This window comes from Microbacterium sp. SLBN-146 (assembly GCF_006715145.1).
GTDB lineage: Bacteria > Actinomycetota > Actinomycetes > Actinomycetales > Microbacteriaceae > Microbacterium.
In genome coordinates, this window is sequence record NZ_VFMR01000001.1 from 666,250 (window position 1) to 684,859 (window position 18,610).

General features: G+C 70.2%; 18 protein-coding genes. 10 read left to right on the top strand and 8 right to left on the bottom strand.

Going from position 1 to position 18,610, the window contains the following annotated elements:
• Positions 1–83: 83 nt before the first annotated feature.
• Both rocD and ddaH read right to left on the bottom strand, forming a co-directional pair.
• Positions 84–1,310 carry an ornithine--oxo-acid transaminase gene (gene rocD / locus FBY39_RS02755; protein ID WP_141930133.1) on the bottom strand — a complete coding sequence of 409 codons (1,227 nt, stop codon included), beginning with the start codon at positions 1,308–1,310 and terminating at the stop codon, positions 84–86.
• A 13-nt stretch (positions 1,311–1,323) separates the two neighbouring features.
• Positions 1,324–2,190: a dimethylargininase gene (ddaH, locus tag FBY39_RS02760; protein WP_141930134.1), complete on the bottom strand. Its 867-nt coding sequence runs from the start codon at positions 2,188–2,190 to the stop codon at positions 1,324–1,326.
• A gap of 237 nt (positions 2,191–2,427) precedes the next feature.
• Between ddaH and FBY39_RS02765 the strand changes: the two genes are divergently transcribed.
• Genes FBY39_RS02765 through FBY39_RS02780 form a run of 4 tightly spaced genes read left to right on the top strand, consistent with a single transcriptional unit; the run spans position 2,428 to position 6,675 of the window.
• Positions 2,428–3,339: a hypothetical protein gene (locus FBY39_RS02765; RefSeq protein WP_141930135.1), complete on the top strand. Its 912-nt coding sequence runs from the start codon at positions 2,428–2,430 to the stop codon at positions 3,337–3,339.
• On the top strand, positions 3,336–4,541 hold the full coding sequence (locus FBY39_RS02770) for an acylneuraminate cytidylyltransferase (RefSeq protein ID WP_141930136.1): 1,206 nt from the start codon (positions 3,336–3,338) through the stop codon (positions 4,539–4,541). Before FBY39_RS02765 ends, FBY39_RS02770 begins: the two co-directional genes overlap by 4 nt.
• Positions 4,538–5,410 carry an N-acetylneuraminate synthase family protein gene (locus FBY39_RS02775; RefSeq protein ID WP_141930137.1) on the top strand — a complete coding sequence of 291 codons (873 nt, stop codon included), beginning with the start codon at positions 4,538–4,540 and terminating at the stop codon, positions 5,408–5,410. The genes FBY39_RS02770 and FBY39_RS02775 overlap by 4 nt, the downstream gene beginning before the upstream one ends.
• Positions 5,407–6,675: a DUF6716 putative glycosyltransferase gene (locus FBY39_RS02780; RefSeq protein ID WP_141930138.1), complete on the top strand. Its 1,269-nt coding sequence runs from the start codon at positions 5,407–5,409 to the stop codon at positions 6,673–6,675. The genes FBY39_RS02775 and FBY39_RS02780 overlap by 4 nt, the downstream gene beginning before the upstream one ends.
• 90 nt (positions 6,676–6,765) lie before the next feature.
• Here the strand turns inward: FBY39_RS02780 and FBY39_RS02785 are convergent, their stop codons facing one another.
• The 3 genes from FBY39_RS02785 to FBY39_RS02795 are packed head-to-tail and all read right to left on the bottom strand — an operon-like array spanning position 6,766 to position 8,421.
• A complete protein-coding gene (locus FBY39_RS02785) occupies positions 6,766–7,770 on the bottom strand; it encodes an NAD(P)-dependent alcohol dehydrogenase (RefSeq protein WP_141930139.1) in 1,005 nt (334 codons plus the stop codon).
• Position 7,771: 1 nt separating this feature from the next.
• Positions 7,772–7,987 carry a helix-turn-helix transcriptional regulator gene (locus FBY39_RS02790; protein WP_141930140.1) on the bottom strand — a complete coding sequence of 72 codons (216 nt, stop codon included), beginning with the start codon at positions 7,985–7,987 and terminating at the stop codon, positions 7,772–7,774.
• Entirely contained in the window at positions 7,987–8,421 is a 435-nt protein-coding gene (locus tag FBY39_RS02795) for a hypothetical protein (RefSeq protein WP_141930141.1), read from the bottom strand. Before FBY39_RS02795 ends, FBY39_RS02790 begins: the two co-directional genes overlap by 1 nt.
• 160 nt (positions 8,422–8,581) lie before the next feature.
• On the opposite strand from FBY39_RS02795, the gene FBY39_RS02800 reads away from it, so the two are divergent.
• Positions 8,582–9,304, top strand: coding sequence for a hypothetical protein (locus tag FBY39_RS02800; protein ID WP_141930142.1), 723 nt, complete (start codon positions 8,582–8,584; stop codon positions 9,302–9,304).
• Positions 9,305–9,784: 480 nt separating this feature from the next.
• Here the strand turns inward: FBY39_RS02800 and FBY39_RS02805 are convergent, their stop codons facing one another.
• Positions 9,785–13,474: a bifunctional proline dehydrogenase/L-glutamate gamma-semialdehyde dehydrogenase gene (locus FBY39_RS02805; protein WP_141930143.1), complete on the bottom strand. Its 3,690-nt coding sequence runs from the start codon at positions 13,472–13,474 to the stop codon at positions 9,785–9,787.
• Between the two features lie 132 nt (positions 13,475–13,606).
• Between FBY39_RS02805 and FBY39_RS02810 the strand changes: the two genes are divergently transcribed.
• Positions 13,607–14,518, top strand: a complete 912-nt coding sequence (locus FBY39_RS02810; RefSeq protein WP_141930144.1) for a LysR family transcriptional regulator — start codon at positions 13,607–13,609, stop codon at positions 14,516–14,518.
• A gap of 9 nt (positions 14,519–14,527) precedes the next feature.
• On the opposite strand, the gene FBY39_RS02815 is transcribed toward FBY39_RS02810, so the two are convergent.
• Entirely contained in the window at positions 14,528–15,088 is a 561-nt protein-coding gene (locus FBY39_RS02815) for a thioesterase family protein (RefSeq protein WP_141930145.1), read from the bottom strand.
• Positions 15,089–15,229: 141 nt separating this feature from the next.
• Between FBY39_RS02815 and FBY39_RS02820 the strand changes: the two genes are divergently transcribed.
• The 3 genes from FBY39_RS02820 to FBY39_RS16335 all read left to right on the top strand — a co-directional run bounded on the left by FBY39_RS02820 (position 15,230) and on the right by FBY39_RS16335 (position 16,808).
• Complete coding sequence (locus FBY39_RS02820) at positions 15,230–15,736, top strand: GNAT family N-acetyltransferase (protein ID WP_141930146.1); 507 nt, start codon at positions 15,230–15,232, stop codon at positions 15,734–15,736.
• 5 nt (positions 15,737–15,741) lie between these two features.
• Positions 15,742–16,506 (top strand): coenzyme F420-0:L-glutamate ligase, encoded by a 765-nt coding sequence (locus FBY39_RS02825; protein WP_141930147.1) that lies wholly within the window; start codon positions 15,742–15,744, stop codon positions 16,504–16,506.
• Positions 16,507–16,670: 164 nt separating this feature from the next.
• Complete coding sequence (locus FBY39_RS16335) at positions 16,671–16,808, top strand: hypothetical protein (protein ID WP_160132911.1); 138 nt, start codon at positions 16,671–16,673, stop codon at positions 16,806–16,808.
• Between the two features lie 123 nt (positions 16,809–16,931).
• Here the strand turns inward: FBY39_RS16335 and FBY39_RS16340 are convergent, their stop codons facing one another.
• On the bottom strand, positions 16,932–17,093 hold the full coding sequence (locus FBY39_RS16340; protein WP_160132913.1) for a hypothetical protein: 162 nt from the start codon (positions 17,091–17,093) through the stop codon (positions 16,932–16,934).
• A gap of 270 nt (positions 17,094–17,363) precedes the next feature.
• Between FBY39_RS16340 and tcmP the strand changes: the two genes are divergently transcribed.
• Positions 17,364–18,602: a three-Cys-motif partner protein TcmP gene (gene tcmP / locus FBY39_RS02830; RefSeq protein WP_141930148.1), complete on the top strand. Its 1,239-nt coding sequence runs from the start codon at positions 17,364–17,366 to the stop codon at positions 18,600–18,602.
• The last annotated feature ends 8 nt before the right edge of the window (positions 18,603–18,610 follow it).

Here is an 18,610-nt window from a genome sequence, read left to right on the forward strand (position 1 = left end):
CCCCGGTCTCGACGCACACCCGACGCGACGGCACGCGACGGCGCGACGGACGGCGCGCGACGGCACGCAGGGGATGCCGGAGGTCAGGCGGCGAGGACGACCCGGAGCTGCTCGACGGCCCAGTCGAGCTCGGTCGCGCGGACGACGAGCGGCGGGGCGATCCGCAGGGTCTGGCCGTGCGTGTCCTTCGCGAGGACGCCGCGCGCGAGGAGACGCTCCGCGATCTCGCGGCCCGTCCCGACGGCGGGGTCGATGTCGATGCCGGCCCACAGGCCCGCGATCCGCACCGACGTCACCCCGTGCCCGACGAGGTCGCCGAGCTTCGCCGCGAGGTGCTCCCCGAGGGCCGTGCCGCGCTGCTGGAACTCGCCCGAGCTCAGCATCTCGACGACGCGGAGGCCGATCGCGGCAGCGAGCGGATTGCCGCCGAAAGTCGACCCGTGTTCGCCGGGGCGGATGACGCCCAGCACGTCGCGATCGGCGACGACGGCCGACAGCGGCACGATGCCTCCGCCGAGCGCTTTGCCGAGCACGTACATGTCGGGGACGACGTCTTCGCGATCGCACGCGAACGTCGTGCCGACGCGGCAGAGTCCGGACTGGATCTCGTCGGCGATGAACAGCACGCCATGGCGCGTGCAGATCTCGCGGATGGCGCGCAGGTACCCCTCGGGCGGAATGATGACGCCGGCCTCACCCTGGATGGGCTCGACGAGCACCGCCGCCGTCTCGGGGGTCAGCGCCGCCTCGATCGCGGCAGCGTCGCCGTACGGCACCGAGACGAATCCGGGCGCGAACGGCCCGAATCCGCTCCGCGCCGTGGGGTCGTCGCTGAAGCCGACGATCGTCGTCGTCCGGCCGTGGAAGTTGCCGTTCGCCACGACGATCTGCGCGGCATCCGCGGGGATCCCCTTGACCCGGTAGCCCCACGCCCTCGCGACCTTGATGGCCGTTTCGACGGCTTCGGCGCCGGTGTTCATCGGGAGGACGAGGTCCTTCCCGGCGAGCTCGGCGAGCGCTGCGGCGAACGGCCCGAGCATGTCGTTGTGGTACGCGCGGCTCGTGAGAGTGAGCCGGTCGAGCTGCTCCCGGGCCGTCGCGAGAAGAGCAGGATGCCCGTGCCCGAAGTTGAGGGCGGAGTAGGCCGACAGCAGGTCGAGGTAGCGCTTGCCCTCAATGTCGGTCACCCACGCGCCCTCGCCGCGTGAGATCACGACGGGCAGCGGATGGTAGTTGTGGGCGACGTGCGCGTCTTCGGCCTCGATGACGGCGGTGGTCGCGGCGTCGGGCGCGGATGCCTGGATGCTCATGGCGTGCCTTTCGTCAGCGACGGAGTTCGAGGGTGCAGCACTTGATGCCGCCGCCGCCGAGGAGAAGCTCGGAGAGGTCGACGAGCACGGGGGTGTAGCCGCGTTCGCGGAGCTGCGCTTCGAACCCCTTGGCCCGCGGCGAGATGATGACGTTCCGGCCGTCGCTCGCGGAGTTGAGGCCGAAGACCGCCCCATCGGCGTCGGAGACGAGGATCGCGTCGGGGTAGAGGTCTTCGAGCACGGCACGGGATGCCTCGTCGAAGGCGTGCGGCAGATACGCGATGTTCGCGCGCTCGACGCCACCCGGACCCTCGACGGGGTCGAGCACGGCGATCGCCGTGTCGAGGTGATAGAAGCGGGGGTCGACGAGGGTGAGAGAGACGACCTCTTTACCGAAGACGTCGCGGAGCTCGCGATGGCTGTCACCGGTCGAGCGGAAGCCCGTCCCCGCGAGGACCTTCGATCCGACGAGGAGGAAGTCACCCTCGCCCTCGTTGACCTCGACGGGATCGACGACCTGGAAGCCGTTCTCGCCGAACCACTCCATGAACGCCGGCCCCTCGGGCACGCGCTCCTGGAAGCGGAACTTGGCGCCGTACGCGACACCGTCGATGACGAAGCCGCCGTTGGCCGTGTAGACCATGTCGGGGAGGCCCTCGATCGGATCGATGAGGTGCACGTCGTGGCCGAGTGCGATGTACGTGTCGTACAGGCTCTGCCACTGCCGCACCGCGAGCGCCGTGTCGGTCGGATTCGCCGGCTCCATCCACGGATTGATCCGGTAGCTGACGGTGAAGTGCTCGGGACGGCACATGAGGTACGTGCGGTGCTGTGCGATGCGGCCCGTCTCGATTGCGGGCGCGGTGTTCGGCGTTGCCATGAGGCTCCTTGGGAGGGGCGGCGGACGCTGTCCAGGGGCCCGGCGGTCCTCCACCCCGCCGCTCACTGCGGGCGGTGGGAGGAGGGGCGACACGGGCACGCCGGCACCTATTCTCGCATGCACGCCCGCGGGGGCGGTGTCGCCGATCGTTCATCTTCTGGACTGCTGCGTGACTCCCCCCGTGCGGGCTGACGTCACGACCGGCGCTCACCGTGGGGAGACTCCCGGGAGGTGGGCGTGGATCGAGAAGCCGTCGTGGCATGGGTGGAATCCCCGCTGCAGCTCATGGGCGCCGCCGAGTGGGGCGCGGCGCACGGGCACCGCGTGACCGTCGCCGGCCGATTGACGCCGCAGATGTCGGAGACGGCCGATGCGCTCGTGGCACGCGGCGCGTCGTTCGGCGACCTCGAGCCGTATCTCGGGATCCCCTGGTCGCTCCTCTCGAAGAGCGGGCATTGGCTCGTGGGCGACGGGTTCTCGGGGCAGTTCCGGCTCGCGGCATCCGTCCTGCGTCCGCGGCGCATCACGTTCCTCGACGACGGCGCGCACGCGCTGCCGTTCGCCGACGCCGTGCTGGGCGCGGGCCCCTATGCGCGTCCCGGCGTGACCGAGGGCGGTATGACGTCGCGTCTCGCGCCGTTCGCCCTCGCGGCAGTGCAGCGCGCGGGACGTGCACGTCGGGCGGGGTTCTTCACGGCCTTCGACCTCGGTGCTCCGCGCCAGGAGGCCCTCGTCGATCGCGGGTTCGTCGTCGACCGTCACGACTTCGCGTGGACCCGCTCGTCGGCTCCGGCGCCGGACGATCTCGGCTCCCGCATCGTCTTGGGAAGCGCCCGCCCCGTCGACGGGAGGATGCCGCTCCCGCACTTCGTCGATTGGGTGCGTGCGATCGCCGCGGGCGGTGACGTCGTCTACCTCCCGCACCGGCGCGAACCGAAGGGGCAGCTCACGGCCGTCGCAGCTCTCCCCGGCGTGCGCGTCGTGCACACGGGCATCCCCGTCGAGCTCCTCCTCGCCGGCACGCAGCGCCCCCTCGATGTCTTCACGCTTCCGTCCAGCACGACCACGACGCTGCCGCTCGTCCTGACGGGGACGGGGCTCCGCCTCCACCGCGCGGCGCGGATGCCGGGTGTCGGAGTGGTCTCATGACGGCGTCCGTCGTCGCGGTGATCCCGGCCCGCGGCGGTTCCAAGGGCATCGAACGCAAGAACCTCCGGCGCGTAGGCGGCATCCCGCTCGTCGCGCGCGCGATCCTCGCGGCGCAGCGGTGCGCCGAGATCGATCGCGTCGTCGTCTCGACGGACGATCCCGAGATCGCCGGTGTCGCGCGCGAGTGGGGTGCCGACGTCGTCGAGCGGCCGTCCGAGCTCGCGGGCGATACGGCATCGAGCGAGAGCGCCCTCATCCACGCGCTCGACGTCCTCGCGGCGCGCGGCGTCGACGTCAGCATCCTCGCGTTCCTCCAGGCGACGTCGCCGTTCATCGATTCGAAGGCGCTCGACGAGGCGATCTGCACCGTCCGCACGCGGCGCCGCGACACGGTCTTCTCGGCCGTCGAGACGTACGGCTTCTTGTGGTCGAAGGGCCGGGGCGGATCGGCCGACGGGATCAATCACGACATCGGCGTCCGCCCCCGCCGCCAGGACCGAGACCCGCACTACCTCGAGACGGGCGCGTTCTACGTCATGCGCGCGAAGGCCTTCCGCGCCGTCGGCCACCGGTTCTACGGCTCGATCGGGATCGTCGACGTGCCCCCGCGCACGGCGATGGAGATCGATACGCCCGAAGAACTCGCTGCCGCGCAGGCCCTCGCGCACCTCGTCGACGAGCCGGAGGTCGTCGACGTCGACGCCGTCGTCACCGACTTCGACGGCGTGCACACCGACGACACCGCGATCGTGGGCCAGAACGGCGAAGAGGCCGTGCGGGTGAGCCGCTCCGACGGCATGGGCGTCTCGCTCCTCCGCCGTGCGGGCGTGCCCGTGCTCATCCTGTCGACCGAGACGAATCCCGTCGTGGCGGCGCGGGCTCGGAAGCTCCGGGTCGATGTGCGCCAGGGCGTCGAAGAGAAGGCGGCCGCGCTCGAGGAGTGGGCGGATGCCACCGGCATCCCGCTCTCGCGCATCGCCTACCTCGGCAACGACGTCAACGACCTCACGTGCCTGCAGCGCGTGGGGTGGCCGGTCGCGGTTCGCGACGCGCATCCTCTCGTGCTCGCCGCGGCCCGCACGGTCCTCGACCGACCCGGGGGTGGCGGAGCCGTCCGCGCCCTCGCCGATCTCGTGCTGCACGGGCGGGCGTCCGCAGCATCCGCGACATCCCCCCGCCATGACCGACAGGAGACCCCATGACCGTCACGATCGGACACCGCGTCGTCGGAGGCGGACGCCCCGTCTACGTCATCGCCGAGATCGGCCTCAACCACAACGGCGATGTCGAGCTCGCGAAGCAGCTCATCGACGTCGCGGCCGACGCGGGCGTCGACGCCGTGAAGTTCCAGAAGCGCACGCCGGAGATCTCGACCCCCGAGCACATGCGCGACGTCCCCCGCGAGACGCCGTGGGGCACGATGAGCTACCTCGACTACCGGCGCCGGGTCGAGTTCGACCGCGATCAGTACGTCGAGGTGTCCGACCACGCGCTGCTGCGCGGTGTCGAGTGGTTCGCGTCGCCGTGGGACGAGCCGAGCGTCGCGTTCCTCGAAGACCTGGGGGCGACCGCCCACAAGGTCGCCTCCGCGTGCTTGACCGACACGGGGCTCCTGCAGGCGCTCCGCGACACGGGCAAGCCCGTCATCCTCTCGACGGGCATGTCGACGGTCGAGCAGATCGACGCCGCGATCGGCATCCTCGGCACCGACCGGCTCGTGCTCATGCACGCGACGTCGACCTACCCCATGGAGCCGCACGAGGCGAACCTCCGGATGATCCCCGCGCTCCGCGACCGCTACCCCGGGGTCGCGGTCGGGTACTCGGGACACGAACGCGGCCTCCAGGTCTCCCTCGCCGCCGTCGCGCTCGGAGCGGTCGCCGTCGAACGCCACATCACCCTCGACCGCACGATGTGGGGCTCCGACCACGCGGCGTCGCTCGAGCCGGCGGGACTCCAGCACCTCGTCCGTGACATCCGCATCATCGAGGCGGCGCTCGGCGACGGCGTCAAGCGCGTCTACCCGGGCGAGCAGGCCGCGATGGCGAAGCTGAGGCGCGTCCCGGCGTGACGGCGGAGGCCCTTCGGGTCGTCGCGGTCGCCGACACCGATTCGTACGTCAAGTGGGCGGCATCCCTCATCGGGACGGCCCCCGCTGGGTGGGCGGTGTCGCTCGTCGTCCTGGACACGCCCGTCTCGGTGAGCGACGCGCAGCTGCGCGCGGCGCTCAGGGGAAGCGGGGTGGATGCCGCGGCGGTCCGCCGGGCGACGTTCGCCGACCTCGAGAAGCTCCTCCGCGAGACCGCGCCCGATGCCGTGCTCCTCGCGGCGCGGGGACCTCTCGTGCGTGTCCTGGCGCGCGGCATCGCGGAGCTCGAGCCGCGTCCGGTCGTCGTCTCGGGGCTTCCGGGCATCTCGATCCCCGCGACCCGGCGGGCGCTCGTCTACCGCGTGCAGTGCGACCTGTTCGTCCTGCATTCGCACCACGAGATCCGGGCCTTCGCGGAGCTCGCGGCTCTCGGAGACTTCGACCCCGTCCTCGCCCTCGCCTCGCTCCCCTTCGCCCACCGCGCGGGCGAACGGCCGAGGGCGGATGCGGGTGATCTCGTGTTCGCCGCGCAGGCCAAGGTGCCGAGGGAACGCGCCGATCGGGTGCAGATCGCCGAGCTCCTCGTCCGCGCCGCCGAGGCCGACCCCGACCGCCGCGTCGTGGTGAAGCTCCGCGGATGGAAGGGCGAGCACCAGACCCACGCCGAGGCCGATCCGTATCCCGAGCTGCTCGATCGGCTGGCTGCGCGTGAGGGCGGGATACCGCAGAACCTCGTGATGTCGACCGCGCCGATGTCGTCGGCTCTCGACGACGCCGCCGGCCTCCTGACGGTGAGCTCGACCGCCGCGATCGAAGCGGTCGCCCGCGGCATCCCCGTCATCGCCCTCGACACCTTCGGCGTCTCGGACGAGCTCATCAACACGGTGTTCGCGGGGAGCGGTCTGCTCGGCGGCGAAGACGACGTCATCGCGCGGGCGTTCCGGCATCCGCACGACTCGTGGCTGCGCGACAACTACTTCCACGATCCGTCCGACGACGACTGGACCGAGCTCCTCGCGGCACTCGTCGAGCGGCGGCGCACCGGGCTTCTTCCTCTTCGCGGGCCGTTCCAGCGCCGCGGCGGTCGGATCCGCGACGCGTGGGAGCGCAAGCTCGTGCTCGGCCCGATGGACCGCTCGCTCGCGGGCGCCGTCGCGTACGTCGCCGGGGTGCCGCTCCGTGCCGCTGTGCGCGCGGGGCAGCGCGTGCGACGGTGGGCGACGCGCCCCGACACGACCGTGGCCTGACCCGACACCGCGAGCCGACACGCGAGCGGCGAGCCGACACGGGAAGTGCGCACATCGCGCATCGATTCGCGCGCTCTGTGTCGCTGCGGGTCACTCGACCGTGACGAGCACCTTGCCGACGGCGTGGCCCGCATCGATGTGGGCGAGCGCCGCCCCCGCATCGGCGAGCGGCCACGTCCGCTCGACGACCGGCGCGAGGCGACCCGCTGCGACGTCGTCGAGGAGTGTGCGGAGGACATCGGTTTTCGGGGATGCCGCGAGGGAGTGCACCTTCCGGCGCGACCCGATCGACAGGACGGCGGCGCGGAGCATCCGCCCGACGGGTCCGAGCACGCGTCCGCCGTCACCTGACACCATGACGACCGTGCCGCCGTCGCGGACGAGGCGCTGGAGGCTCCGGAGGCGCGCGGCCCCCGCGATGACGACGACGGCGTCGAACGACGAGGACGGAAGCTCGGGCGAGTCGATCGTCACGCGGCGGTAGTCGAACGTGCGGGCGGCGCCGAGTCCCTCGACGAGAGTCCGGCTGCGCGCACCCGTGAGCGCCCACACCTCCGCACCGCGCTGCGCCGCGAGTTGCACGGCGAAGGTGCCGACCCCGCTGGAGGCACCCACGACGAGCACGCGGCCGCCTCGGACGTGTCCGGCGTCGAGCGCCTGGAGCGCCGTCCCTCCCGCGATGGGGAGCGTTGCGGCATCCGTCATCGACACCTCGGCAGGAACGTGCACGAGTCGGTCCGCCGGGGCGACGACGTACTCGGCCAGCCCGCCGCCGGGGAGCTCGCCGACGACGCGGTCGCCGACGGCGAATACCTCGACGCCCGAGCCGACAGCGACGACCGTGCCCGCGACGTCCATGCCCCGACCGGGCCGCTTCGGCGCGCGCAGGCCGAAGAAGAGCCGCACGAGGAGCGGCTCGCCGCGCATGAGGCGCACGTCGCCGGAGTTGAGGGCGGTCGCAGCGACTGCGAGCAGCACCTCACCAGGGGCCGGCGTCGGCACGGGCACCGTCTCGGCAGCGACCGTCTCGGGGCCGCCGTAGCGATGCTGGAGCCACGACGTCATGCGGGCGGGTGGAACGACGGATGCGGACATGTCAGGCCTCCGGGTATTGGAAGACGTCGTCGAGGGGCACCCCGAAGACGCGGGCGATCTGGAAGGCGAGCTCGAGCGTGGGGGAGTATCTGCCGAGCTCGATCGCGATGAGGGTCTGGCGGGTGACGCCGATGCGCCGCGCGAGTTCCGCCTGCGTCAGGCCGCGCGCTTCGCGGAGGGGACGGATGCTGTTGGTGACCTTCGTGGGCTTGACCATCAGGCGAGTCCGCGGCGGTAGGCGACGACGCTCGCGATGCCGCCGACGAAGGCCGACAGCAGGAAGCCGACGAACATCGTGTTGGCGATCCAGAAGAGATCGGCCTCGATGGCGCACAGCACGAGCACGCCGAGGCCGGCGATCACGAGGAACGACTGTCCGACGCGCGCACTCATGCGGGCGATGTCGCGGTCTCGCTGATCCGACTTGCCGACGCCGTCGGGGTCGCGGAGCCCCGCGCCGAGCCCCCACACGATGCTCAACAGGATCGAGGCGACGATGCCGCCCCCGATCGTCCACAGCATGATGGGCCACCAGACGACATCCGTCAGGGGTCCGCCGGCCGCTTCCTGGAGGGTCCAGCTGACGTAGACGATCGCACCGACGACGGTGACGATGAGCTGCACCCAGGCGATGCGTTCCTCATAGACCATGACGACTCCTGATGTATAGAATCTTTGACATTCAGACCGTAGGGCAGTCTCGGTTCCTGTGTCAAGTATTCTTTACATGCCCGGGGTGACCTGCGACGGGATCCCTGGGGACCCGGTATCCGGTTTCCCGACCTCCCCCGTCTTCTGCCAGGCTGTCGTCATGCCTCGCCGTTCCGCCGAGGAGACACGCCGTCTCATCCTCGACAACGCCCTGCAGCTGCTGCTGGAACGCGGAGTCTCTGCCGGCGTCCAGCACATCCGGCTCCAGGAAGTCCTCCGCTCCGTCGGGCTCACCACCGGGGCCGCCTACCGGATATGGGCCGATCAGACCGACTTCCACCGCGACCTCGCGATCGAGATGGTCAAGCTCCGCATCGCTCCGCCCGTCACGAGCGCGTCGACCGCGATCAAGGACGTCCTCGCGGCGGGCGGCACGATGGACGACGTCATCCGCGCAGCCGCCCTCGATCACGTGTCATACGCCGCACGGTTCCACCTCGAGCCCGAATCCCGCCAGTCTCACGCCTTCATCACGGCGCTCGCACTGCGGACAGCCGCCGGCGCATGGCCCGAGCTTCGAGCGGCGAGCATCGAACGGCATCGCGAGTCGGTCGAGGCGTTCGCGCAGATGTACGGCGAACTCCTGCCCCGCTACGGATACCGCCCGCGAAGCCCCTTCACGTACCTCGACTTCGCCGAGGCGATGGCGGCGCTCGGCGAAGGATTCGCCGTGCGCGCGGCGGAGGGACTCGATCATCCCGTGTACACCGTGACCGAGGATGACGAGGGACCCGCCGGCGAATGGACGCTCTTCGGTCTCGCGATCCGCGGCCTCGTGGAGGCGTTCATGATCCGGGACACGCCCCCCGACCACGCGAAGTAATTCCCGTGCGGCCCCAGCCGCGCGGACTGATTCCAGTGCGGCCCCCGGCCGCCCTAAGAGACTCCAGTGCGGCCCCCGGCCGCCCTGCGTAAATCGCGAGGGCGACCGGGGTCGCTGAGCCCCCAGAAATGCGACGCACCGACGAGACCCGAACTCGGCGGCAGCGTCGTCGCCCCCTCGACTATGGTGGCCGCACTGTCCACGCAAATCTAGAAAGATAACTTCTTTCTCTTAAGGCGTCCCGAATGGCGTCCGCCAGCGACCCAGATCGCGCGCTGACCCCGCGAGGCATCCCCTCCCGCCCCGTTCACTCCCACTCACTTGTCTCAAATGGCGGCCTCACCCCGCGCGAGGTCGCCATTCAAGACAAGTGAACCTTCACGCAACGCGGCCGGTCCCGCTCACTTGTCGCAAAAGGCGGCCTCAGCCCGCCGCGGGTCGCCCTTTGAGACAAGTGAACCGAGGAGGGGAGGGAGCGCTTCAGATGACGGACTCCGACCAGGGGTCGGGGTTGCCGAAGCGGTGGGCCGTGATCGTGACGGACTGCTCGCGGAGGAACGGGAGAAGCTCCAGCCGCCCGGCCGTCGTGACCTCGCCCGAGTGGACCGCGATGTCGGGATCGCCGTCCGTCGCCTCGGCAAGCGCACGCTCGAGGTCGGCAACCGATGCGGCGCGGCCCACGAGACGCACGCGTTCGACGGCCGGGTCGGCGGCGCGGATGCGCGCGATCCAGTCGTCGTCACTCTCGACCCACACCGAGACGTCGACCTCCGACAGCGCGCGGCGCACGGCGGGCGGGAGGCCCACGGGTGCCGAGACGTCGAACGGCGCTCCGGCCCGGATCCCCGCGACCACGACGCGAAGGAGCGACTGCCACGTGGCATCCCCCGTCGCCCGGACCGTCACGCCGGGTGCGGGGCGGTAGCGGAAGAGGTTCCGCTCGACCCCGAGGCGCGAGACGTCCTTGACGCGACCGAACTCCCGGTCCCAGGCGATGGCGTCCGAGAGGGCGCCGCGCCGGAGCCACTCGAACGATTCGTAGTCGAGCGAGGGCTGGGCCGACTCGATGACGGCCGTGATGCGCGAGTCGAGGCCGCGCAGGTGCAGTGTCGCCGACGCGGATGCTCCCGCCGACGCGCGCCACGAACCGAGACCCACGAGGTAGTTGGGCCCGCCCGCCTTCGCGCCTCCGCCGACGGAGGAGCGCTTCCAGCCCCCGAACGGCTGGCGCTGCACGATCGCACCCGTGATCCCGCGGTTGACGTAGAGGTTGCCCGCCTCGACACGGTCGAGCCACAGCGCGAGGTCGTCGGGGTCCTGCGTGTAGAGCCCCGCCGTCAGTCCGTAGGCGACGGCGTTCTGCATCCGGATCGCTTCGCTCAACGTCGCGGCGTGCATGATCCCGAGGACCGGACCGAAGAACTCCTCGCGGTGGAAGCGCGAGCCGGCGGCGACGCCCGTGCGGATGCCGGGGGTCCACAAGCGTCCCTCGTACTCGGCTCCGGCGTCGAGGCGCCGCGGCTCGACGAGCCAGCGCTCGCCCTCGTCGAGCGTCGTGAGCGCCCATTCGAGCTTGCCGCGCGGGGGTTCGACGACGGGCCCGACTTCGGAGAGCGGATCCGACGGCAGCCCCACGCGCAGGGAGGCCGTCGCGTCGACGAGCTGCCGCGCGAAACGGCGCGAGCGACCGACGGGCCCGACGAGGATCGCGAGCGACGCCGCGGAGCACTTCTGCCCCGCGTGGCCGAAGGCGCTCTTGATGAGATCGGATGCCGCGAGGTCGAGGTCGGCCGAGGGCATGACGATCATGGCGTTCTTGCCGCTCGTCTCGGCCAGGAGCGGCAGGTCGGGCCGCCACGAGCGGAAGAGCGCCGCGGTCTCCCACGCGCCCGTCAGGATGACGCGATCGACGTCGGCGTGCGAGATGAGCTGCTGTCCGACCGCTCCTTCGTCGATGTCGACGAGCGCGAGCACGTCGCGCGGCACTCCCGCCGCCCAGAGCGCGTCGGCGACGACGGCGGCGCAGCGACGGGCCTGCGGGGCGGGCTTGAAGACGACGCCCGAGCCGGCGGCGAGCGCCGCGAGCACGCCGCCCGCGGGGATCGCGACGGGGAAGTTCCAGGGCGGAGTGACGACGGTCACGCGGTCGGGGACGAACACCGCCCCGCTGACGCTGTCGAGCTCGCGGGCCGTCGCGGCGTAGTAGTTGGCGAAGTCGACGGCCTCGCTCACTTCGACGTCGGCCTCGGCGAGCACCTTCCCCGTCTCGGATGCCGCGACTTCGATGAGCTCGCTGCGGCGCGCCTCGAGCGCCGCGGCCGCGCGGACGAGCACCTCGGCGCGCTCGGCGGCGGGAAGCGCCCCCCACTGCCCGGCCGCCTCGCGAACGCGGGCGACGATCGTTTCGACTTGGGCGGCGTCGTCGACACGGGCGGCCTGGATCGTGGCATCCCCCGCCGTCGACCGCTCGACGCGATCGAGGATGCCGCGAGCCCAGACCCGGTTGGCGGGAAGCGCCGGGTCGGTGTCGGCGGCGTTCTGGAACCCCGGTGCGCCCGAGGCGACCCCCCGGGTCTCACGGGGCGCGTAGACCGCCGTCTCGACGAAGTGCTCCGCCCCGAATCGCCGCTCCTCGACGACGGGCGCGACGGGGGTCGTGTCGGTTGCCGATGCCGACCGCGCGATGCCGAGGACGGCTTGCGTCAGACCATCCTCCGCGCCGGCGGCATCGTGGTCGGATGCCGGGGGCCGGGTCACGTGGTCGGCGGAACCGCCCGCGGCGGCGCGGTCCTGTCGCCGACGAGCGCCCGTCATGAGGCCGGGATCGCCCGCGCGCGCGAGCGATGCGAGGAACCGGTCGCGTTCGCGGGCGAAGAGCTCGGGCTCGTCGGCGAGGTCGAAGGCGGCCGAGAGGAAGTTCTCGCTCGAGGCGTTCTCTTCGAGCCGGCGCACGAGGTAGCTGATCGCGACGTCGAACTCGTCGGGGCGCACGACGGGGACGTACAGGAGGACGTGCCCGACGTCGCGGGCGATCGCTTCGACCTGCCCCTGCGCCATGCCGAGCAGCATCTCGAACTCGACGGCGTCGCGCACGCCCCGCTCCCCCGCGAGGAGCCACGCGTAGGCGATGTCGAAGAGGTTGTGGCCCGCGACGCCGATGCGCACGGCATCCGTCCGCTCCGGTGTGAGCGCGGCCTCGAGGCATCGCACGTAGTTGGCGTCGGAGTCGAGCTTCGTGTCGTACGTCGCGACGGGCCATCCGTGGAGGGACGCGTCGACATGCTCCATCGCGAGGTTCGCGCCCTTCACGAGACGCACCTTGATGCGCGCGCCGCCGGCCGACACACGGCGCTGCGCCCACTCCGTCAGGCGATCGAGCGCCGGGAGCGCGTCGGGAAGATACGCCTGCAGCACGATCCCCGCCTCGAGGTTCGCGAGACGCGGATCGTCGAGGAGCCGGGTGAAGACCGCGATCGTGAGATCCAGATCGCGGTACTCCTCCATGTCGAGGTTGATGAACGTGGGGCTCTGCCCGCCGCTCGTCGACGACGCCGTGAGATAGAGCGGTCGGAGCCGCTCGACGACCTTCTCGACCGTCTCGTCGAACGCCCACATCGAGATGTGACTCGCGATGGCGGACACCTTGACCGAGACGTAGTCGACGTCGGGGCGCCGCACGAGTTCGTGGATGCCCTCGAGGCGACGGAGCGCCTCCTGCTCTCCGAGGACGGCCTCACCGAGCAGATTGAGGTTGAGGCGCGCGCCCGCTGCGCGGAGCTTCGCGATCGCGGGTCCGAGCTTCTCGGGGCGCGCATCGACGATGAGGTGACCGACCATCTCGCGCAGAACGCGGCGCGCGATGGGGACGACGGGCGACGGCAGCACGGGCGCGACGGCACCTCCGAGGCGCACGGCGGTGCGGAGGTACCACGGCAGGAAGCCCGGGGCGAGGGGCGCGACCCGATGGAGATTGGATGCCGCAGCGGCGAGGCTCTCGGGACGCATGACACCGTCGACGAACCCGATCGTGAAGGGAAGGCCGTCGTCGTCCTTCAGCACGCCCGCGAGGCGCGCCGCCGACGGATCGACGTCGGCCGCGGCCGCTTCCTCGACCCAGCGCTGCGCGAGATCGATGGCCCCTGCCGCCAGGTCGGTCGTCACATCCGTCACGTGCTCACCTTCTCAAATCACCGGGCGCATCTCACCGCGGCTCTCTGCCACTGTGACGCACCCGATCCATCGGCAAAAGCGATCATCTACGATGGATACCGTTGCGAAAACCTTACGAATGGGGCGTTGGGGATGTTCGAACTACGACGTTTGAGAATGCTGCACGAACTGTCACTGCGCGGCACGCTCGCCGCCGTGGCATCCGCCCTGTCGTACAGCCCCTCCACGATCTCGCAGCAGCTCGCTCTCCTCGAGCGCGAAGCAGGTGTGCGCCTCATCTCGCCGGACGGTCGGCGGGTGCGCCTGACCGAACAGGGGATGGCGCTCGCTGCTCACGCGGCACGCGTGCTCGATCTCGAGGAGCAGATCAAGGCCGAGCTCCAGACGATGAACCCGGGCGTCGCTGTCGTGCGGATCGCCGTGCTGCAGACGGCGGCGATCTCGCTCGTCCCCACGATGCTCTCCCTGCTCGACGCGCGCGATCGGGCGGTCCGCGTCGAGATCGAGCAAGTCGCGCCCGAAGAGGGCCTCTTCGAGCTGGAGGCCCGGGGCTTCGATCTCGTCATGGCCGAGCAGTACCCCGGTCACACGCGGGAGCACCGTGCGGGTCTGCACCGCGAGATCCTCGGGGTCGACCCCGTGCGCATCGCGCTGGCCTCCGATGACGACGCCGCGTCGATCGAAGAGCTCGCCGACCGCCCGTGGGTCATGGAGCCTGCGGGGACGGCAGCACGCCAGTGGGCGGTCCAGCAGTGCCGCGCGGCGGGGTTCGAACCCGACGTCCGCTACGAGCTCTCCGACCTCGTCGCCCACGCCCGGCTCATCGCGGGCGGTCACGCCGTCGGAGTCCTCCCCGACCTCCTGTGGGCCGACGTCGTGCCGGCCGTCCGCCTTCTGGATCTGCCGGACTCGCCCGCGCGCGAGCTCTTCACGTCGACGCGCGTCGCGTCGGCGACGCATCCGCACATCACCGCCGTGCAGAGCGCGCTCCGCGACGCGTTCGCGATCTTCGCGGGGCGGCACGCGGCATCCCCCGACGATTAGACCTCGCCGTCAGCGCCAGATGCTCGGGGCGGGCTTCTTCGTCGACGGGAGAGCGGATGCCTCGGCCCAGTCGGCGACCCAGGGAGCGAGGTCGGGCAGGTTGTCGGGCTTGTGGAGCGCCTCGAAGAGCTCCTCGAGCGGGACCACCCCGCCACCGCGGCGCAGGAACCGCGCACGCACGACCATTTCGGCGTAGACCTCGCCATCGACGACCGCGCGGTGCATGAGGTAGGTGGAGCGGTCGTCGTGACCGAGGAGCCTCGACTCGACGGTGAAGCGCTGCCACAGCTCGAGCGACTTCCGGAACGTGATCGTCTCGCTCGCCACGACGGCGTACCACTTCTGCTCCGCGAGGAGGTCCCACAGGCCCGTCCGGATGAGCAGGTCGAACCGGCCGAGATCGAACAGCGACGCGTAGCGGCCGTTGTTCATGTGCCCGAGCAGATCGAGGTCGGTGGGGAGCGTCCGCACCCGGACCCGGCCGACCGACGTCGGCTCGATGACTCCGTCGCGCCGGAGGCGGCGGCGCGCGCGCCAGATGGTGAGAAGAGTGCGCCAGATCACGTTCACGAAGGGAGATCGTAGCGATGCGCACCCGGGGCGGCGATTGCCTTGACGATTTCTACAACGCCGAGGTGCGGCATCCCGAACCTCCTGACGCGGGCGCAGGCCGATTTCGTCTCCTTAGAGCGCGCGCGTAGAGTCTGGCCCATGGATGCCGAACTCCAGACCGACGTCGTCGTTCGTCCGGTTCGCGATGTGGATGCCGAGGCTCTGGGCCGGGTCCACGCGACGTGCTGGCACGAGACCTACGATCACCTCATCAGCAAAGCCGCTCTCGAGGCGATCTCCCCCCGCCGCATGGCCGAACTGTGGACGCACTGGGCGTCGCAGGGTCCCGATTTCAAGATGTTCGCCGCGCTCGTCGACGGTGAGATCGTCGGCTTCGCGGGCTCGGGTCCCGCGCGCGACAAGGACGCCCCCGCGTTCCGCGAGCTGTACTTCATCTACCTCCTCGACGCCTTCCACGGCACGGGGATCGGGCAGAAGCTGTTCGACGCGGTCGTGGCCTCCGACGAGCCGCTGTACCTGTGGGTCGCCGAGGACAACCCCCGCGCGCACCGCTTCTACGCTCGCAACGGCTTCGCCCTCGATGGCGCCTCGCACACCGAGCCGTTCCTCGGCGAGACGCTCACCGAAGTCCGCTTCGTCCGCTGAGTCGCGTGCTGCAGGTCTGGGCCCTCGAGGGCATCCCCGAGGTCGTGGCCGGTGACGACCTCGTCGCGCTCATCGCGCAGTCCGCGGGAGACACCCTCGCCGACGGCGACATCGTCGTCGTGACGTCCAAGATCGTCTCGAAGGCGGAGGGACGCAGCGTCGACGCCGACGACCGCGAGGACGCCATCACGCGCGAAACCGTCCGGGTCGTCGCGACGCGGGAGCACCCCGGCGGACGCACCCGTATCGTGCAGAACCGTCTCGGGATGGTCTCGGCCGCCGCTGGCGTGGATGCCTCGAACACTCCTGAGGGAACGATCCTCCTGCTGCCGGTCGATCCCGACGCGTCGGCGCGCGCCCTCGCCGCCGGTCTGCGCGAGGCGCTCGGCGTGCACGTGGGCGTCATCGTGACCGACACCCTCGGACGCGCGTGGCGCGAAGGCCAGACGGATGCCGCGATCGGCGCCGGGGGCGTGCACGTCTTCGAGGACCTCCGCGGAGGAACGGATGCCGAGGGCCGGCCACTCGTCGTGACGATGCCGTGCGCCGCCGACGAGATCGCGTCGGCCGCCGACCTCGTCAAGGGCAAGGCTGCTCGGCTTCCCGTCGCGGTCGTCCGCGGCCGAGCCGACCTCGTCGGGGATCTCGACCTGCCGGGAGCCCGGACGATCGTGCGGCCGCTGGAGCGAGACATGTTCCGTCTCGGCACACTCGAGGCCTACGCCGACGGCTTCGCCGCCGGCGCGGCCTCGAGTGCGCAGAAGGACTGATCGGGCCATAGGAAGTGCGTCGGCGTCTCATTCTGGGGTGTTTCCGGTCCTTGACTGGGGCCGTTTCTGCACAGCGGGAAGGATTGCCAGTAGTGAATGCGGTACCGACGCCAGCAAAGAGCGGCCTCCGCTCCTACTACGCGACGGTCCTAGTGGTTGCAGTCGTGAGCATCGCACTCGGGCTAGCGACGGCGACCGCCACCTCTCAGTACGTTCTGGTCTTCTGCGCCCAGATTCTGATCGCGGCTCTGCTCGCGGCCTGGTACCCACGCGTCAAGAAGCGCCACATCGGCACGAAGTAGGACTGCACCACTGAGGGGGTATCCCGTAGCGCTGCTCCGCCGCGTGACGGAGCGCAAGGGGCGCTAGGCCCGGTCTCCGGGCATAGTGCTGAGCACGCAACTGCACGACGGGCTGGTCGCGGGTTAGTCCACTGGGCCGACGATCAGTTCATATCCACTCTCCCTCACGACCCTGCGCCAATCCTCCGAGGACTCCTTCTTCAGAGCGGCGAGCAGATCCTGCTCCGCCCCCGTCACGGGGCCCAGCCGCCAGGCTTCCTTCGCCTGCTGGATCAAGCTCTTCACGCACGTTTATCGGCCGTGGGCGCTGTTCTAGCGACGTGGCCATCCAATAGCGAGCGTGGAAGCCGCATTCGCGCTAGCCGATCTCGTGCTAGCCGACAGCGCGTCATTTCGCGTGGATCTGAACCAATCTCACTCGATCGCTGTCACTTCGGGGACTGCGTGGCGACATCTAGTACGTGAGCACGATTCAGCCACGCAGCCAGGCCAGCATCAGTGTCGGGGCACCGGTTAGCGTGAATCGACGGATATGCTCCCGCGCAGGGGGCACATATGACTCGAACTGACGACTTCTTCAAGCGGTCGAAGGCGGCGCAGGCAACGCTGAAGCATGCAATCTTGAGGTCGTATCTCGCGACCTTTGCCACCGCCACCGGTACGCGCTCTCCTGGGCACCGAGTGGGGTACATCGACGGGTACGCGGGACCGGGCGAGTACATCAACGACCTGACGGACAGCCGCGACGAGGGATCGCCCATCATCGCCATGAATGTGGCGCGTCACCAGTCCACGCTCAAAGAGCCGCGGATCCTTGAGTGTATTTTCATCGAGAGGGGCCGTGAGCACTACGAGTCGCTCTCGGCGCTTGTCGCGCAGGCGAGGGAGGAAGGGCTTCCTGTCGAGGCCCAAAAGGGCGACGTGACGAAGCTTCTCGCGCCGGCCGTCCAGCGGTTCCAGTCGTTGCCACTTCTCGTGTTCCTCGATCCGTTCGGCGCCTCGCTCCCGCATTCCGCGAGCATCCCCGCTGTGCTGGGTCGGAGCAGCGATCAGCCCACGGAGGTTCTGCTGAACTTCAGCGTTGAGACCCTCCGCAGGGCGGGCTCGCGCATTCACGAGGAGCCCGGGGCCCCGGGGCGCGAAGGCACGCTCTCGACTATGGACAACTGGCTTGGCGGCGTTTGGTGGCGTGAGCACTTCAGCGACCCCGCTACCGTTCAGGACGCCGAGACGGCATACGAACCCGCGGAACGCATCACAGACGAGTACGCGCGCATGGTGTGCCGCGAGTCGAGAACTAACGTCTTCCCGGTAGACATTCGACGAGCCGCCTCCCACAAGCCGCTCTTCAGGCTGATGCTGTTCCACCCCAAGCCGCTCGCCGCGTTCAAGTTCAACAACGCCGTCAGCTCGGGCAACGAGAAGTGGCGGTCGCTCATGTGGGAGATGGACGTCGAACTCGCTCAACGCGAAGACGCACGCAACCCTCAGCCCGGTATTAGTCGCGAAGAGGAGACACGCATGGCGATGGCCGCGGATCCCGCCCAGGTTATGGACGACAATGTTGAGATCCTCAAAGACAACATCCGAACTGCGCTGAGGACGCGCCCCGTGCTGACCATGGAACATGACTTTGGTCTAATCTTCGGTGCGGCTACTGGCTCTGCGCGCGGAACGCACCTGACCAAGGCGTGGGACGCGCTGACCGAAGAGGGCGTCACACAGCCTCGCAAAGGGTCGTCCTACGACTGGGCAAAGATCTGGAGCGCCCAGGCTGGCGTGAGCTTCAGCTAGAGAGGGAA

What these genes read in the sequence shown, in the direction of transcription:
- rocD (WP_141930133.1), bottom strand. Translation starts at nt 1,310, where the DNA reads ATGAGCATCCAGGCATCCGCGCCCGACGCCGCGACCACCGCCGTCATC.
- ddaH (WP_141930134.1), bottom strand. Translation starts at nt 2,190, where the DNA reads ATGGCAACGCCGAACACCGCGCCCGCAATCGAGACGGGCCGCATCGCA.
- FBY39_RS02770 (WP_141930136.1), top strand. Translation starts at nt 3,336, where the DNA reads ATGACGGCGTCCGTCGTCGCGGTGATCCCGGCCCGCGGCGGTTCCAAG.
- FBY39_RS02775 (WP_141930137.1), top strand. Translation starts at nt 4,538, where the DNA reads ATGACCGTCACGATCGGACACCGCGTCGTCGGAGGCGGACGCCCCGTC.
- FBY39_RS02785 (WP_141930139.1), bottom strand. Translation starts at nt 7,770, where the DNA reads ATGTCCGCATCCGTCGTTCCACCCGCCCGCATGACGTCGTGGCTCCAG.
- FBY39_RS02790 (WP_141930140.1), bottom strand. Translation starts at nt 7,987, where the DNA reads ATGGTCAAGCCCACGAAGGTCACCAACAGCATCCGTCCCCTCCGCGAA.
- FBY39_RS02795 (WP_141930141.1), bottom strand. Translation starts at nt 8,421, where the DNA reads ATGGTCTATGAGGAACGCATCGCCTGGGTGCAGCTCATCGTCACCGTC.
- FBY39_RS02800 (WP_141930142.1), top strand. Translation starts at nt 8,582, where the DNA reads ATGCCTCGCCGTTCCGCCGAGGAGACACGCCGTCTCATCCTCGACAAC.
- FBY39_RS02810 (WP_141930144.1), top strand. Translation starts at nt 13,607, where the DNA reads ATGTTCGAACTACGACGTTTGAGAATGCTGCACGAACTGTCACTGCGC.
- FBY39_RS02820 (WP_141930146.1), top strand. Translation starts at nt 15,230, where the DNA reads ATGGATGCCGAACTCCAGACCGACGTCGTCGTTCGTCCGGTTCGCGAT.
- tcmP (WP_141930148.1), top strand. Translation starts at nt 17,364, where the DNA reads ATGACTCGAACTGACGACTTCTTCAAGCGGTCGAAGGCGGCGCAGGCA.